Below are 14,831 nucleotides of genomic sequence, written 5' to 3' on the forward strand. Positions count from 1 at the left end.
GGTTAGGGGCGGGGGGCGGGGTGGAACTTGTTTCAGTATTGTTCTCGCATGGCCTTTGTCATCGACAGAACCGTGGAGATCGACGCGCCCGCCGAACTGGTTTGGCAGGTGCTTACCGACGTGGAGAAGTACGGGGAGTGGAATCCCTTCTGCCTGGAGTGTGAGACCAGACTCGAGCCGGGGGCGCCGATCGATATGAAGGTGCGGCTGGTGGGGCCGAAGCCTAAGCAGCAGCGGGAGTTCATTCATTCCGTTACGCCGGGTGAGGAATTCAGCTATCGGATGAAGCCTGCGCCGCTGGGGCTGCTCAGTAGCGAGCGGTCGCACGTCTTGACTCCGCTGGCGGACGGCCGCACTCGGTATCTGTCGCATTTTCAGCTCAACGGGCCGCTGGCCCCGGTGGTCTCCGGTCTGCTCGGTAAGGCGTTGACCACCGGGTTCGAGGGCATGACGAACGCTGTCAAGACGCGGGCCGAAGCCTTGAAGGCCGTGCGCGACTAGCGTTCACGCCTCGAACGGCGCCACGTTGCCGAAGGCGTCGCGGCCACCGCTCTCGTTCTCGATGGCGGTGGCCAGGTCCTCCACGCTCGACCAGCTGCGCGGTTCCTCGTCCTCCAGATTGCCGATGGTGTACCAGGTGGCGGTGCCGCGGTAGCGCACCAGGCCGTGGCCCGAATAGTCCAGCGTCACATCGAGATCCCCGGAAACCGTTCCCTCTTCCCGGGTCATGACGGCTGCGTGGTTTTGGATTTCGACGATGGCGACTATGTGAACTCTCCCTTGCTGACGCAGTCCTGCACCGCGGACTGCAGTGCGGTCTGTTCCTTGGCATCGACGTTCAATCCGTACTTTACTTTCACCTGGATGTAGTGCCCGATATAGGCGCACCGGAAAGTTCCGGGCGGGATATAGCTGGACGGATCCTGATCGCCCTTGGAACGGTTGGCGGTGGGATCGGAAATCACCAGGTTCAGCGCGTCATTGGCGATATGGCGGCGGGTGTCGTCGTCGAATTTCGCGGCGCCCGAGCGCCATGCCTCGGCCAGCGCCACGATGTGGTCGATGTCGAGGCCCGAGGAATCGGTGGTCCACTTGTAGGGCTTGAGGCCGTTGGTCTTCTTGTCCGGGACGCCGTACTGGTCGCGCCAGCCGCCGTCCTTGCCGAGGGTGAATTTGCAGGTGCTCGGATCCAGCTTCACCGGGCCGGTCGCGTCGCGCAGCAGCACGACCTCTCGGGTGGTGCACTTGCTGTATTGCGCGAAGGCGTCACCGAATCCGTGCTCGGGCTTCTCGGTGTCCCAGTGCGGGAAGCGCTCACGCGAGTAGCCGGTCATCGCTAGCTCGTCGGCCACCTTGAGTTTGCCTAGGAGACTGGTGATCTCCTTGGCCGATCCGACCGGCTGGCCGCCGCGATCGGGAATCGGTGGACCGCTGGAGTCGGGTTTGTCGTTGCCGCCGTGCTTTTCGAGGACGGCGACCAGGACGGCGATCGCGACCACGACCAGAAGCGACACCACCGCTTGCAGCAAGCGGCGCAGGGCTGGGGAAGGCTTCTTGTGCAACATATCCCGCAAACCTTGGCAATCAGCGACCCGAAACGGCAAGTCGCACGTGTGTTTCGGAGACCGGTGTCACACCGCGCGCCGAGCCCTCGCGTCCGGAACCGGACTCGCGGCATACTCGCCGCAATTCCATGGTCCGTTGCGCCAAGATCGAAAACAATGGCGGTACAGGGATTTCCGCGCCGTTGTCGGCGCGTTGACCGTGTCGCGCTAGATCTGATGCACCCAGGCTATGAAGAACACCGCGCCGCCGGCGAAGAGCAGAACGGCCAGCGGCAGCGACCACCAGGGGCCGGTGCGGGCCAGCAACCGTTGAGCGAGCGCCTGTTCGAGCTTTCCGAAACCGGCGATGAGCAGAATCCACAGCGGGAACGGCAGCGCGCCCCCGATGAAGTGCACCGCCCACGCGCACACCAATGTCGGTCCGCCCCAGGAATGCTCGTAATCGTGCGCGGCGATGAGCGGATAGAAGATGCCGCGCAGCGCGGCCATGATCATCAGGAAGGCGGCGAACCAGGCCAGCAAGGCCATGGCGAAGGCCAGCACCGAATGCAGGGCGGTCCGCCACGGACCGGGATCGCGCAGCTCGAACGGCGCCCGGAACACCCGGCGCACGACGCGCGCCCGAACCCCGATGGGCGCGAAGGCAACCGAGATCGAGAGCAGCGCGTAGTATGCGGCCCGCAGCACCCGCTCGACCTTGCCCATACCGACACACTAACGCTGGTCGGTCGTCCGAACAGGTAGCCGGGCGATTCCGGATACGCGTCGGCGCGCCGGGCAGCCCCTACCCGACGCGCCGAATTGCGCTGAGATCCAGACGGTGTGATCACCCGCGAAGCAGGCGACCTGACCGCCGGTGGATCAGGCGTTGTTGAGCTTGTTCAGCCGCTCGCAGGACTCCAGATACTCGCTGATGAGCCGCTGCACCACATCGGCGGAGCGCTCCATCTTGTTCATCATGCCCACGACCTGGCCGACCGGATTGAAGTTCACGTCCTTGGCCTGGTCCGGGTAGCGGTGGCCGCGCTTGACGCCGTCGAGGGCGACCATCATCTGCAGCGGCATGCCCAGCGGCTTCGGGTTCTCCGGCGCTTCCCACGCCTCGGTCCAGTCGTTCTTGAGCATGCGGCACGGCTTACCGGTCCACGAACGCGAGCGCACGGTGTCGGAGCTGGTGGCGTCGATGTAGGTCTGCATCTGCGCGGGCGGCACATTGGCCTCCTCGACCGTCAGCCACAGCGAACCCGTCCACGCGCCGGCCGCGCCCATGGCAAGGGCGGCGGCGACCTGGCGGCCGTTGCCGATGCCGCCCGCGGCGAGCGCGGGCATGTCGCCGATGGCGTCGATGACCTGCGGCCACAGCACCATCGAGGCGATCTCACCGCAGTGGCCGCCGCCCTCGGTGCCCTGCATGACCACGAAGTCCAGCCCGGCGTTCTTGTGGTTGAGCGCATGCTTGACCGAACCGCACAGCGCGCCGATCAGGCGGCCGGAGTCCTGGATCTGCTTGATCACGTCATCGGGCGGGGTGCCCAGCGCATTGGCGACCAGCTTGGCCTTGGGGTGCTGGAGGATCACCTCGATCTGCGGGGCGACCGTGGTGGCGGTCCAGCCCAGCAGCTGGTTGTACTTCTCCTCCGGCGGCAGGTGCGGCACGCCGTGGTCGTTGAGGATCTTCTCCGCGAAGTCGCGGTGACCCTGCGGAACCAGCTTGGCCAGTTGGGCTTCCAGCTCCGCGGGGCTCAGGCCCTCGACGCCCTTGCCCTCGTACTTGGACGGGATGACCAGGTCCACGCCGTAGACGCCCTGCACATGCTCGTCGAGCCACTGCAGCTCCACCTCGAGCTGCTCGGCGGTGAACCCGACCGCTCCGAGCACACCCAGACCACCCGCATTGCTGACCGCGGCGGCCACGTCGCGGCAGTGGGTGAAGGCGAAGATGGGCACGTCGATGCCGAGGCGATCACAGATCTCGGTACGCATTGGTGGTGGGCTCCTCTGAACTTTCCGGCACTGGAAACGTTGTGCCCACAACACTAGAACATGTTCTACATTGTGACCAGACTGTGTATGATTACCGGCAAGTACAGGTCCGGTACATGTTCCAGTTTTCCGGCTTTGATCAGCGCGCGAGCAGGCCCTCGGCCACCAGATCGTCGAACAGCAGCTGGTCCACCGGCGGCACGTGCGGCCGGTCGGCGAAGGTGAACCAGGCGATCTCCTCGATCTCGCTGCTGACCGCGAGGGCGCCCGAGTATTCGGCGGTGTAGCAGGCCATGCGGACGACCGCGCCGGGGATCAGGGCCTCGTAGGTGCCGACGTGGGCGACCGTTTCCGGCGCGATCTCGACCGTCAACTCCTCGCGGATCTCGCGGACGAGGGTCTGCAGATCGGTTTCGGCGCCTTCGCGTTTGCCGCCCGGGATGTAGAAGACATCCTTGCCGCGCGGCCTGGCGCACAGGATCTTTCCGTCCTCGATTCGCACCCACGCCACCGTGTCGATCAGCCGCTGCTCCCGCTCCGTCCGCATTCGCGCAGCCTAGTGGGTGTCAGTTCGCGGGCTGCCAAGCGGCGACGAGGGCGAGCAGGCCCGGGAAGCGCGCTTCGAGATCGTCGATGCGGACCTGGCTGCGACGCTCCAGGCCGTACTGGCGCTGCCGCGTGACACCCGCCTCGCGCAGGGCCTTGAAGTGGTGCGTCAGTGAGGATTTCGGGCGGTCGATGCCGAACCAGCCGCAGGGGTGGTCGTAGTCCTCGGATTCGAGCAGCAGTTTCTGGACGATGAACAGCCGCAGCGGGTCACTGAGGGCGCCCATGACGACCTCGAGGCGCAAGTCCTCGGTCGCGGGCTCGGGCAGGGGTTCGGGTACGGCGGCCGGTTCGGGCGGGAGGGAGAAGGTTTGCGCGGGGTGCGCTTTGGTCGGCATCGGCGAACTCCTCCACGGTCGGCGCTTGTACGAGTTTGATCGTACAGCATGCTATGTTCGACTTCATTCGTACTAGTTCGAGTTATTTCGAACTATGAGTGGAGGTGCTGGAAGTGGTTGCGACACAATCCCGTCCGACGTCAGTGGTGGAATCGAACAGTCCCGAATCGCCGCGTGCGCTCGCGCCCAGCTGGTGGATCTGGCTCGCCGCCTGGCCGGTGACTGCGGTCTTCGTGCTCTCGAACGCGGCGACACCGCTCTATGTGCTGTGGCAGCGGGATTTCGGATTCTCCAAGGGCACGATGACCGTGGTCTTCGCGTTCTACATCGTCGGCCTGCTCGGATCCCTGCTGGTATCGGGCGTCGCCTCGGACCGACTGGGCCGCAAGGCGGTGCTGCTGCCCGCACTGGTCCTCGCCGCGATCGCCTGTCTGATCTTCGCGACCGCACCGAATGTGATCGCCCTGATGGTCGCCCGTCTACTGACCGGAATCGCGGTCGGCGCAGCCGTTTCGGCGGGCATGGCCGCCGTCACCGATGTCGCGGGTCCCGAGCGCAAGCAGCTCGGCGCACTCTTCGCCTCCACCGCGATGGTGCTCGGCGCCGGGGTCGGCCCGCTGCTGTCCGGAGTCTTGTCCGAGATCGTGCCCGCGCCCACGGTGACCGTGTTCCTCGTGGAGATCGCACTGCTGGCAACGGCTTTCGTCACCGTATTGCGCATGCCACTGACCCGCCCGACCCATCGCGGCACCGGATCGTGGATCCGAATCCCCGGCGTTCCCGCCGCGAATGTCCGTCAACTCCTGCTGGGCATAGCCGTCTTCGCCCCCGGCATCACCGCGACCTCGTTCGTCCTGTCCCTCGGCCCCGCCCTGCTCTCGGGCCTCCTCGGCACCACCAGCCGAATCATCGCGGGCGCCATGGCCTTCGCCATGTTCTCCACCGCCACCGCCGTCCAATTCGCCGCCCGCTCCCTGCCGCGGCCCACGATCATGCTCACCTCCGCTGCCGCGACCGCCTCGGGCATGCTGACCCTCATAATCGCGGTCCAACTGCAGTCATCGATCGCCCTGATCGCATCGGCCCTACTCGCCGGGGCGGGCCAGGGCCTAGGACAACTCGGCGGCCTCTCCCTACTGAGCCAAGCGATCCCCACCACCCGCCTCGCAGAAGCCAACGCGGCCTTCAACATCGGCGGCTACATCCCCGCGGGCCTACTCCCGGTCAGCGTCGGCTACCTGAGCGACTCCATCGGCCTCCCCGCAGGCACAACAACCTTCGCCCTCACCCTCCTAACCCTGTCCGCCTTCACCACCCTGACAATCCGGCGCAATCCCCCCACAAAAGCCCCCGTCTAGCCCATGAGAATGCACTGGTGGACAAGTCTTCTCGACGTTTGTGTCCACCAGTGCATTCTCACCGATCTGAGGGGGCGGTAGCGTCGGGGGATGACGTTTGCGGATCGGTTTCCAGGGCTCTATGCGCCGGCTCGGTGGGAGTGGGGTGGGCTTGATGTTCAGTTTTCTACCGAGCTTCCGCCGGATGAGTTGGTTACGAACATTCATGTTGTCTGCTTCGTTGGTGAGCGCATCGTGCTATGTCGCGACGACCGTGATGTCTGGATCCTGCCGGGTGGAACCCGTGAGGCAGGGGAATCCATCGAATCTTGCGTCATCCGAGAGCTTGCCGAGGAGGCCGGGGCCGAATTGGCTGGGCCCATCCATCAATTCGGGGCGCACTACGCCACTACCGACCACCCCACGCCTTACCGACCCTGGCAACCCCACCCGAACAAGGCCTGGCTCTGGTGTACCGCCGACGTCATCCTGACAACGGCACCCACCAATCCCGATGACGCCGAGACCATCCTCGAAGTCGCGGCCTTCCCCCTCTCCGAGGCCGTCCGCCGAGCAGCCACTGACGGCCCCCACCTCCCGGACCTCCTCACCCTCGCGTCATCTCTCCACCCCAAGCAGAAGTGAAACACGTTATAGTCAGCGGGCTGAACGGGCGAGCTGCATGGAGGCGGTTATGGCGGGGATTGTGTTGGGGATCGATACCCGGGTGACGTTGGTGGCGGCGGGGCTGTTGTTCGTGCTTGCCCTTGCGCTGGGGGTGTGGAAGTACCTGCAGATCAGCGCTTCTCCGGATGCGACCGCGCATGTGTATGTGGATATCGCGCATCGGGCTACGTTGCTTTACTCGTTCGCTACGCTGCTGCTCGCGGTTTTCACCGAGTTGAGTGCGTGGGCGACCGGGGTGAATCTTGCGGCGGATATCGTGATTTTGGTGTTCTTTGTCGCGGCGATTGCGGCGTACATCTATCACGGGTGGAAGCGGGATACGACCAACCAATATCACGGGCAGACAGAGAAACTCGGGACGCACGTGACCATGTGGGCGTTGATCGTGGGGGAGATCGGCGGGTTTCTGGTGTTGTTCAGTGGGTTTGTTGCCGGTCAGTTCTGAGCGGGGATGGCTTGGGATACCAGGAGATTCACGGCGCGTTGGATGCGTGAGGTGTCGCCGGTGATCCACCAGTCTTGAATGAGGCCGCGCATGCCGGAGATCAGGAGGGTCGCGGAGGCTTCGGGGTCGGGGCGGGTGGGGTCGCTTCGGGTTAGGGAGGTTGTCATTGCGGTGATGAGGACTTCGATGGCTTCGGTGGCGTAGGTCTTGAAGGGGCTGTCGGGGACGGTGGCGGCGCCGAGGACCTGGAGGAGGACCGGGAGGCTGTTGGCCGCTTCGCCTGCGGTGTTGAGGGTGAAGGAGGTGGAGAGGCGGTCTCGGAGGACATCGGCGGAGTCGATGCCGGAGAAGAGGGCGGGGATGTCGGGGCGCTGGGTTTCCAAGGCGGCGACCAGCATTGCCTCTTTCGTGCCGAAGTAGTGGATCAGCATTCGGGAGCTCGTGCCCAGGTAGTCCGCCAGCGGGCGGAGGGAGAGTTCGGCCAGGCCATATGTGGCGATATAGGCGATGACGCCCTCGAGGAGTTGGGCGCGGCGGGCGTGGTCGAGTGGGCGGGGCACGAGTTGACTGTAGCGGGTGCTACAGGTATCCATGTCGGCATGGGTGTAACAACTGGTACAGAAACTCGGCGGGGTGTCGTGGTGACCGCGATGTCGGCCACCACCTGCCTGGGAGCGGATCTCGAGTCGACGTGGTCGCGGCTGCTCGCGGGGGACAGCGGAATCGGCACGCTCACCGACGATTTCGTCACCGAGAACGATCTGCCCGTGCGGATCGGCGGGCGGCTGGTGGCGCAGCCGGGGGAGCAGTTGACCCGGATCGAACAGCGGCGGATGTCGTTCGTGCAGCAGTTGGCGCTGGCGCTGGCCCGCCGCGCGTGGGAAGAGGCCGGGACGCCCGCGGTCGAGGCGGAACGGCTCGCGGTGGCGGTCGGCACCGGACTCGGCGGCGGCGAGGCGCTGGTCAATGCCGTGGATCTGATGAAAACCGGCGGCTACCGGAAGGTTCCGCCGATGACGGTGCCCATGGTCATGCCCAATGGCTCGGCCGCCACGGTCGGTTTGGAGATCGGCGCGAAAGGCGGTGTGTACGCACCGGTTTCGGCATGCGCTTCGGGCGCGGAGGCGATCGCACACGGCTGGCGGCTCATCACGACCGATGAGGCGGACGTGGTGGTCGCGGGTGGCGTCGAGGGACACATCGACGCGGTGCCGATCGCGAGTTTCGCCATGATGCGCGCCATGAGCACCCGCAATGACGAACCCGAGCGCGCCTCACGGCCTTTCGACAAGGACCGCGACGGCTTCGTCTTCGGCGAGGCGGGCGCGCTGCTGGTCCTCGAATCCGAGGAGCACGCACGAGCACGGGGTGCGACCATTCTCGGCCGGGTCCTCGGGGCGGGCATCACCTCGGACGGCTACCACATCACCGGCACCGCTCCCGACGGCGACGGCGCGGCCCGCGCGATGCGCAAGGCGCTGGCGACAGCGGGATTGACCGGCGACGATATCGACCACGTCAACGCCCATGCGACGGGCACCCCGGTCGGCGACGCCTCCGAGGCGAAAGCGATCATGGCGGTCACCCCGAAAGCCTCGGTGTACGCGCCCAAGTCGGCGCTCGGCCATTCCATCGGCGCGGTCGGCGCACTGGAGGCCATGCTCACGTTGCGGACACTCAGCGAGCAGATCGTCCCGCCCACTTTGAATTTCGAGACCGCCGACCCGGATGTGGACCTCGATATCGTCGCCGACAAGCCGCGCTATCAGGAACTCCGCTACGCGCTGAGCAACTCCTTCGGCTTCGGCGGCCACAATGTGACCCTCGCGCTCGGCCGCGCCTGAACGAAAGCCGTTGCGCCGGAACCGATCAGGGTAACTTGTCGGTCTGGACGCGCGGGTCCAGCTTGCGCAGGGTGTCCGGCCGGTCGGTGAGGCAGGGCCAATCCCGGCTCACCGCTTCCAGAGTCGCGTGCCCGGCGGGAATCAGAGCATCCGCGTCGGGCCGGTCGGCCAGCGTATCGCCGAGGTGGTCGCTCGCGGGCCGGTCCAACGGCTGGATCACCGTATTCGGCAGGTCCAGCAGGACCGAGAGGATGTCCAGGCGGCCCGGCGGAATCAGGGCGCGGGCCGCGGCCAGGGCGGTGGCGGGGACGATGATCGTGTGTCCGGCATCGGCGGTGGCCCATACGACCGATTGCACATAGGCGACGCGATGGGCCCAGGCGGTCAACGCCGCGGTGTCGAAGACGACGCCCCCGAGCGTCGGGGCGGCTGCGGGGGTCATGCCGCGCCGCGGTCGCCGGAGGCCTCCTCCTCATCCGATAAGGGGGGCAAGCCTTGGACGGCGCGAGCGCGGTTGATCAGATCCAGCGGCGGACGGCCGCCGAGCGCGTTCTCGAGCCGCGCCAAGGATTCGGCACGGTCGACGCGGGCCTTCACGGATTCGGCGACGAAACTCGAGATCGAGGCAATGCGGCCGGAGTTGCGCCAGTCGTCGAGGGTGGCCGCTATGTCCTCCGGCATCGTCACGGTGATCTTCCGGGTGCGACGCTGTCGAGCCATACCGAGAGGGTAATCCGGTATGTGCGCCGGACGCGAGCTGACAACGCCGAGCGCCGCATTACCGTCCCCGCGGGCATTCCGGGCGGAAACCGCGCATTCGGATTGCATTGATCCGAAACCTGCCGGTCAGGCGTCGATCCGGGTTCGATACGGTGGAGTGTGCCCGCGGCCGTGGGCGCTGCCGCAATCACACAGTCAAGAGGACATAACTAGATGGATCAGAGTTCGATCGCGTGGGCCGACGGTGTGCTCGTCACCATCGACCAGCGGGCGCTGCCGCACGAGGTGCGGGAGCTTCGGATCACGACGGTCGACGAGGTCATCGATGCCATCAAGACCTTGGCCGTGCGGGGCGCGCCCGCGATCGGCGTGTGCGGCGCGTTCGGTGTGGTGATCGCGGCGCTGGCCGCCACGACCGACGGCGTGGTCGATACCGCGCGGGTCGAGGCCGAGGCCGCGCGCATCGCCGATGCCCGGCCGACCGCGGTGAATCTCGCCTGGGGCGTGCAGCGCACGCTCGCCAAGCTGCCCGAGGGCGTGCAGGCCATGCTCGACGAGGCGCTGGAGATGCTGGCCGAGGACGGACGCGTGAATCTGGCCGCCGCCACCGCGGCCGCGGATCTGATTCAAAAGCTGTGTGGTGAGCGTCCGCTGCGGCTGCTCACGCACTGCAATACCGGGCGCCTCGCGACCACCGCGTGGGGGACCGCCATCGGCGCGCTCCGCGTGCTGCATCAGCGCGGCGCGCTCGCCGAGGTGATCGTGGACGAGACCCGTCCGCTGCTGCAGGGCGCGCGGCTGACCGCGTGGGAGATGGCCGAAGCCGGTATCCCGCATCGGCTCACCATCGATTCCGCCGCCGCCTGGGCGATGGCCACCGAAAACGTCGATGCCGTTGTCGTGGGCGCAGATCGGATCACCGCCGACGGGGCCGTGGCCAACAAGATCGGCACCTACATGCTGGCGATCGCCGCCAAGCACCACGGCATTCCGTTCATCGTGGTCGCACCGGAATCGACGCGCGATATCTCGACGGCGCGCGGATCAGACATTGTGGTGGAGCAGCGCGCGGCCGCCGAGGTGACCGGATTCGGCGGCGTCGCAACGGCTCCCGAGGGAACCCGGACGTTCAACCCGGCCTTCGATGTCACTCCGGCCGAGCTGGTCACCGCGGTCGTCACCGAGTTCGGCGTGCTCACCGACCCGAGCGCCGCCCGGACGTCGGCCACCGAGCCGACCGCGGATGCCACCGCCGCCGGTGCCGAGATCGCCGACATCGCGCGCGGCCTCTACGCCAGCGGCTGGATGCCGGGCACGGCGGGCAATATCTCTGTGCGCCAGGGCGATACGGCGGTGATCACCGCGAGCGGCCTGTCGAAGGGCGAGCTCACCGCCACCGATATGGTCACGGTCGCGGTCGTCGACTCCAAGCCCGTCGACGGCTCCGGCCGCAAGCCGTCCGCCGAGACCACCATCCACACCGCCGTCTACCGCACCCGCGGCGCCGACGCGGTCGTCCACGTGCATCCGCCGCACGCCACCGCCGTGTCGATCAAGACCGCCGGATCCGGCGTCACCACAACCCGTTTCGCGGGCTACGAGCTGATCAAGGGCCTGGGTTCGGCTCGCCCGGATGTCATCGACATCCCGGTCTTCCCGAATCACGCCGACGTCCCGCAGATCGGCGCGGACATCGAGAAGTACCTGACCGAGCATCCGGACGCCCCGCCCGTGCTGTTCATCGCCGGGCACGGCATCACCGCCTGGGGTGCGACCCTCGCGCAGGCACGTGATCGAGCCGAATGCCTCGAGGCGATGTGCGAACTGAGCAATTTGACCGGTCACCGTGAGATCCCGGTGGGCCAGAATTAGTTCCGGAGAAAGGAACCCCCGCTATGACTTTGTTGCAGATCATGTCCGACAAGGACGCGAGTGATGTCATCCTGCGCACCTCCGACGACGCGGTGATCGCCGCCGAACTCGGCAAGCGCGGCATCACCTTCGAGCGCTGGCCGCTGCTGGAGGGCTTCAGCGCCGCCACCACCACCGAGGAACTGCTGGCCGAATACCAGTCGCGCATCGACGAATTGAACGCCGACGGCCGCTACAAGTTCATCGACGTGGCCCGCATCCACCCCGACGACGCCGATCCGGAATGGCCCGCCAAGGCCGTCGCCGCGCGCACCAAGTTCCTCGACGAGCACCGTCACGCCGAGGACGAGGTCCGCTTCTTCGCCGCCGGCGCGGGCTGCTTCTACCTGCACCTGGGCGATGAGGTCCTCGCGACCGTCTGCACCGCGGGCGATCTCGTTTCGGTGCCCGCGGGCACCCTGCACTGGTTCGACATGGGCACCCGCCCCGAGTTCGTGGCCGTGCGCTTCTTCGAGGAAGAGGACGGCTGGATCGGCGATTTCACCGGCGACAAGATCTCCGGCGGCTTCCCGACCCTCGACGAACTGCTGGCCCCGGCATGATCAAGGCGGTCGTACTCGATATCGAGGGGACCACCAGCCCGACCAGTTCGGTGCGGGAGGAGCTCTACGGCTACACCCGCGACCGGCTCCCGAGCTGGCTGGCCGAAAACCAGGGCGGCGCGGCCGATCCCATCCTCGAGGCCACCCGCGCCCAGGCCGAGCGCCCGGACGCGAATGCCGCCGAGGTCGCGCAGATCCTCATCAACTGGCTGAACACCGACGTGAAGTCCGAGCCCCTCAAGGCCGCCCAGGGCATCATCTGCGCCGAGGGCTTCCGCAACGGTTCGCTGCACGGCGAGTTCTTCCCCGACGTCCCGCCGGTGCTGCGCGCCTGGCGCGACGCCGGACTCGAGCTCTACATCTACTCCTCGGGTTCGGTGCGCAACCAGAAGGATTGGTTCGCCTTCGCCCGCGGCAGCGACCTCTCCCCGCTCATCAGCGGCCACTTCGACCTGTCCACCGCCGGTCCGAAGCGCGAGGCCTCCTCCTACGAGAAGATCGCGAGCGCCATCGGCGTTCCGGCAGAACAGATCCTGTTCCTCTCCGATCACCCCGACGAGGTCGACGCCGCCGTGGCGGCGGGCTGGCAGGCCATCGGCGTCACCCGCCCGGGCGAGCCGAACAGCCCCCGCGGTGATCACCGCTGGATCAGCGACTTCGCCGAGGTCGAACCGAACTGAGCGGGCCAGCGGCTGTCGGAGGTCGTCGCTAAGGTCGAACCGTGACCGATCGCGAGACCTTCGCACCGCTGGTGTTCTTCGAGTACGACCACAAGCCGGGGCATTACTGCCTGATGCTCTCCGACAGCAATATGCTCAGCGCCGAACCCGTCTTCGCCGAATTCGGTTACGACGGGGGCGGTTACGGGTGGGCCGGGGTGGCCCGCTCGGCGGTGGCGACGCAGGAGTCGGGGTTGGCCGAGCGGATCAATTTCGATCCCGAGGCCGGCATGTTCGTCGCCTACGGCGAGGACGCCGAGGCTCTGCGCCGACTCGGCACCCTGCTGCAAACAGCTCTCCAGGATCCGTCCGCACTGCGCAAACTCATCGCCGCGGGCGACCCCGAATGGTTCGACTGACCTGCCCCGGAAAACCATGAATCGCGTCCACTCGAAACTCGAGTGGACGCGATTCTCGTTGGTGCGGAAGCGGATCAGACCCGCGCGCCGGTGGAGGCCGCGCGGTCGATCAGGTACTCGACCAGGGTCATGAGCACGTTCTTGCAGGAGCCGCGGTCGCGGGCATCGCAGAGCAGCACCGGGATGCGGTCGTCGAGGTCCAGGGCCTCGCGGACCTCGGCGGGTGTGTAGAGCGGCGCGCCCTCGAAGCAGTTGACCGCCACCGTGAAGGCGACCCCGCGGCGTTCGAAGAAATCGATTGCGGCGAAGGAGCCTTCGAGGCGGCGGGTGTCCGCCAGCACGACCGCGCCCAGCGCACCGCGCGCGAGTTCGTCCCAGAGGAACCAGAATCGGTCCTGCCCGGGCGTGCCGAACAGGTAGAGCACCAGGTTCTGGTCGATGGTGATGCGGCCGAAGTCGAGCGCCACCGTGGTGGTGGTCTTGCCCTCCACGCCGCGCAGATCGTCCACGCCCGCGGACAACTCGGTAATGAGTTCCTCGGTGCGCAGCGGGGTGATCTCGCTGATCGCCCCCACCATCGTGGTCTTGCCCACGCCGAAGCCGCCCGCGATGAGAATTTTCACCGAGGCGGCCATGGGCTGGGCGGTATCAGAGTTTTCGAATGCCATCGAGTACCGCTCGCAGAATGTTGAGGTCACCGGGTGCCGCCTCGGGGGAGGCCGGGGCCCGGAAGTTGAGGATGTTGTCTGAGATCAGGTCCCCCACCAGGATTTTGGTCACCGCCAGCGGCAGCCGCAGGGCGGCCGACACCTCGGCCACCGACAGCGGAAGCCGGCACAACCGGACGATTTCCGTGTATTCCGGTTCGACACGACGCAGCGGCGGGGCGGCATTGGGCACCACCACCACCGTGAGCATGTCCAGATCGTGTCCCGCGCCCATGGTTCGGCCACCGGTCCGTGCGTAGGGGCGCACGAGCGGACCGGCCGCGTCATCGAACCACTGTTCCCCCGGCCCCGGCATCATGACAGCCGGGGGTTGCCTTGTCCGGCCAGGTTCTGCCGGGGCGTGGTGGACAGGTAGTTGCCGACGCGCTGCACGGTCAGGTTCATCTCGTAGGCGACCATGCCGAGGTTGGCCTGTTCGGTGGCCTGCAGCGCGAGGCAGGCGTGGCTACCGGCGGCGGTCACGAACAGCACCGCGCGCTCGAGCTCGATGACCGCCTGGCGGACGCCGCCGCCGTCGAATCTGCCTCCGGCGCTGCGCGCCAGCCCGTAGAGGGTGGAGGACATGGCACCGAAGTGCTCCGCGTCCTCGCGGCTCATGGCGGAGGAGCGGCCCAGCAGCAGTCCGTCGGTGGAGTGCACCACCGCGTGACGGACGCCTGCGAGCCGGTCGACCAGATCATCGAGAAGCCAGTTGAGATCACCAGCGTTTGAGGTGGTCACCGTCGCCTTCCTGTCGTTCCGAGAATGCTTGGGACTCAGGCCCGAATGAACCGGGATCGGCCTTGCGGCCCTGCCTGGTTCCGTTTTCGATGGCGGAGAAAAGGTCTCGGGCCTGCTCGGCCGTGCGGGTGGACTCGGAGGACGACTCGGTGGTCGTGCGCTCCTGCGCCAATTCCGGTGCGAGACTTGCCTGCCGACGCCTACGCGGGAGCGCGGGCCGGACGTCGGAGCCAGTGTAATGGGAACGTCCGAATTCGCGAGCCCGGAAACCGTTTTCCGTGGGCGGTACGGGGGGAGTAGGGGGTT

Annotated in this window: 21 protein-coding genes; 9 read left to right on the forward strand and 12 right to left on the reverse strand. The window is 66.8% G+C overall.

The annotated features are described in order from the left end of the window. Window positions 1–48 precede the first annotated feature (48 nt). A complete protein-coding gene (locus ACAM49_RS32750; RefSeq protein ID WP_369639423.1) occupies window positions 49–501 on the forward strand; it encodes an SRPBCC family protein in 453 nt (150 codons plus the stop codon). 3 nt (window positions 502–504) lie between these two features. On the opposite strand, the gene ACAM49_RS32755 is transcribed toward ACAM49_RS32750, so the two are convergent. The 6 genes from ACAM49_RS32755 to ACAM49_RS32780 all read right to left on the reverse strand — a co-directional run bounded on the left by ACAM49_RS32755 (window position 505) and on the right by ACAM49_RS32780 (window position 4,492). Then, window positions 505–729, reverse strand: a complete 225-nt coding sequence (locus ACAM49_RS32755) for a hypothetical protein (protein ID WP_369639424.1) — start codon at window positions 727–729, stop codon at window positions 505–507. Window positions 730–764: 35 nt separating this feature from the next. Continuing rightward, window positions 765–1,565 carry an HNH endonuclease family protein gene (locus tag ACAM49_RS32760; protein ID WP_369639425.1) on the reverse strand — a complete coding sequence of 267 codons (801 nt, stop codon included), beginning with the start codon at window positions 1,563–1,565 and terminating at the stop codon, window positions 765–767. 207 nt (window positions 1,566–1,772) lie between these two features. Beyond that, window positions 1,773–2,270 carry a hypothetical protein gene (locus tag ACAM49_RS32765; protein ID WP_369639426.1) on the reverse strand — a complete coding sequence of 166 codons (498 nt, stop codon included), beginning with the start codon at window positions 2,268–2,270 and terminating at the stop codon, window positions 1,773–1,775. 156 nt (window positions 2,271–2,426) lie between these two features. Next, complete coding sequence (locus tag ACAM49_RS32770) at window positions 2,427–3,548, reverse strand: nitronate monooxygenase (protein WP_369639427.1); 1,122 nt, start codon at window positions 3,546–3,548, stop codon at window positions 2,427–2,429. Between the two features lie 139 nt (window positions 3,549–3,687). Further along, window positions 3,688–4,095, reverse strand: coding sequence for an NUDIX domain-containing protein (locus ACAM49_RS32775; protein WP_369639428.1), 408 nt, complete (start codon window positions 4,093–4,095; stop codon window positions 3,688–3,690). Window positions 4,096–4,114: 19 nt separating this feature from the next. Further along, window positions 4,115–4,492, reverse strand: coding sequence for an ArsR/SmtB family transcription factor (locus ACAM49_RS32780; protein WP_369639429.1), 378 nt, complete (start codon window positions 4,490–4,492; stop codon window positions 4,115–4,117). A gap of 146 nt (window positions 4,493–4,638) precedes the next feature. On the opposite strand from ACAM49_RS32780, the gene ACAM49_RS32785 reads away from it, so the two are divergent. The 3 genes from ACAM49_RS32785 (at window position 4,639) to ACAM49_RS32795 (ending at window position 6,961) form a co-directional block, all read left to right on the forward strand. Continuing rightward, a complete protein-coding gene (locus ACAM49_RS32785) occupies window positions 4,639–5,850 on the forward strand; it encodes an MFS transporter (protein ID WP_369639430.1) in 1,212 nt (403 codons plus the stop codon). A 90-nt stretch (window positions 5,851–5,940) separates the two neighbouring features. Then, entirely contained in the window at window positions 5,941–6,474 is a 534-nt protein-coding gene (locus ACAM49_RS32790; RefSeq protein WP_369639431.1) for an NUDIX domain-containing protein, read from the forward strand. Between the two features lie 49 nt (window positions 6,475–6,523). Next, entirely contained in the window at window positions 6,524–6,961 is a 438-nt protein-coding gene (locus ACAM49_RS32795; protein ID WP_369639432.1) for a hypothetical protein, read from the forward strand. On the opposite strand, the gene ACAM49_RS32800 is transcribed toward ACAM49_RS32795, so the two are convergent. Then, window positions 6,952–7,521 carry a TetR/AcrR family transcriptional regulator gene (locus tag ACAM49_RS32800; RefSeq protein ID WP_369639433.1) on the reverse strand — a complete coding sequence of 190 codons (570 nt, stop codon included), beginning with the start codon at window positions 7,519–7,521 and terminating at the stop codon, window positions 6,952–6,954. The genes ACAM49_RS32795 and ACAM49_RS32800 overlap by 10 nt on opposite strands. A gap of 39 nt (window positions 7,522–7,560) precedes the next feature. Between ACAM49_RS32800 and ACAM49_RS32805 the strand changes: the two genes are divergently transcribed. After that, complete coding sequence (locus ACAM49_RS32805) at window positions 7,561–8,805, forward strand: KasA/KasB family beta-ketoacyl-ACP synthase (protein WP_369639434.1); 1,245 nt, start codon at window positions 7,561–7,563, stop codon at window positions 8,803–8,805. Window positions 8,806–8,830: 25 nt separating this feature from the next. On the opposite strand, the gene ACAM49_RS32810 is transcribed toward ACAM49_RS32805, so the two are convergent. Further along, complete coding sequence (locus ACAM49_RS32810; protein WP_040808369.1) at window positions 8,831–9,247, reverse strand: hypothetical protein; 417 nt, start codon at window positions 9,245–9,247, stop codon at window positions 8,831–8,833. Beyond that, window positions 9,244–9,525, reverse strand: coding sequence for a hypothetical protein (locus tag ACAM49_RS32815; protein WP_157514068.1), 282 nt, complete (start codon window positions 9,523–9,525; stop codon window positions 9,244–9,246). Before ACAM49_RS32815 ends, ACAM49_RS32810 begins: the two co-directional genes overlap by 4 nt. Before the next feature lie 213 nt (window positions 9,526–9,738). On the opposite strand from ACAM49_RS32815, the gene mtnA reads away from it, so the two are divergent. Genes mtnA through ACAM49_RS32835 form a run of 4 tightly spaced genes read left to right on the forward strand, consistent with a single transcriptional unit; the run spans window position 9,739 to window position 13,077 of the window. Then, a complete protein-coding gene (gene mtnA, locus ACAM49_RS32820) occupies window positions 9,739–11,397 on the forward strand; it encodes an S-methyl-5-thioribose-1-phosphate isomerase (RefSeq protein WP_369639435.1) in 1,659 nt (552 codons plus the stop codon). A gap of 23 nt (window positions 11,398–11,420) precedes the next feature. Then, the gene (locus ACAM49_RS32825; protein ID WP_369639436.1) at window positions 11,421–11,999 is read left to right on the forward strand and encodes an acireductone dioxygenase; all 579 of its coding nucleotides are present in this window, start codon (window positions 11,421–11,423) and stop codon (window positions 11,997–11,999) included. After that, a complete protein-coding gene (gene mtnC, locus ACAM49_RS32830) occupies window positions 11,996–12,679 on the forward strand; it encodes an acireductone synthase (protein WP_369639437.1) in 684 nt (227 codons plus the stop codon). The genes ACAM49_RS32825 and mtnC overlap by 4 nt, the downstream gene beginning before the upstream one ends. Window positions 12,680–12,720: 41 nt before the next feature. After that, window positions 12,721–13,077 (forward strand): immunity 51 family protein, encoded by a 357-nt coding sequence (locus ACAM49_RS32835; RefSeq protein WP_369639438.1) that lies wholly within the window; start codon window positions 12,721–12,723, stop codon window positions 13,075–13,077. A 74-nt stretch (window positions 13,078–13,151) separates the two neighbouring features. Here the strand turns inward: ACAM49_RS32835 and ACAM49_RS32840 are convergent, their stop codons facing one another. The 3 genes from ACAM49_RS32840 to ACAM49_RS32850 are packed head-to-tail and all read right to left on the reverse strand — an operon-like array spanning window position 13,152 to window position 14,525. Further along, window positions 13,152–13,745, reverse strand: coding sequence for an ATP/GTP-binding protein (locus ACAM49_RS32840; RefSeq protein WP_369639439.1), 594 nt, complete (start codon window positions 13,743–13,745; stop codon window positions 13,152–13,154). After that, window positions 13,726–14,100: a DUF742 domain-containing protein gene (locus ACAM49_RS32845; protein WP_369639440.1), complete on the reverse strand. Its 375-nt coding sequence runs from the start codon at window positions 14,098–14,100 to the stop codon at window positions 13,726–13,728. Before ACAM49_RS32845 ends, ACAM49_RS32840 begins: the two co-directional genes overlap by 20 nt. Next, window positions 14,100–14,525 carry a roadblock/LC7 domain-containing protein gene (locus tag ACAM49_RS32850; protein WP_040808376.1) on the reverse strand — a complete coding sequence of 142 codons (426 nt, stop codon included), beginning with the start codon at window positions 14,523–14,525 and terminating at the stop codon, window positions 14,100–14,102. Before ACAM49_RS32850 ends, ACAM49_RS32845 begins: the two co-directional genes overlap by 1 nt. Between the last annotated feature and the right edge of the window lie 306 nt (window positions 14,526–14,831).

The sequence above is a fragment of the Nocardia sp. JMUB6875 genome, assembly GCF_041154655.1.
Lineage (GTDB): Bacteria > Actinomycetota > Actinomycetes > Mycobacteriales > Mycobacteriaceae > Nocardia.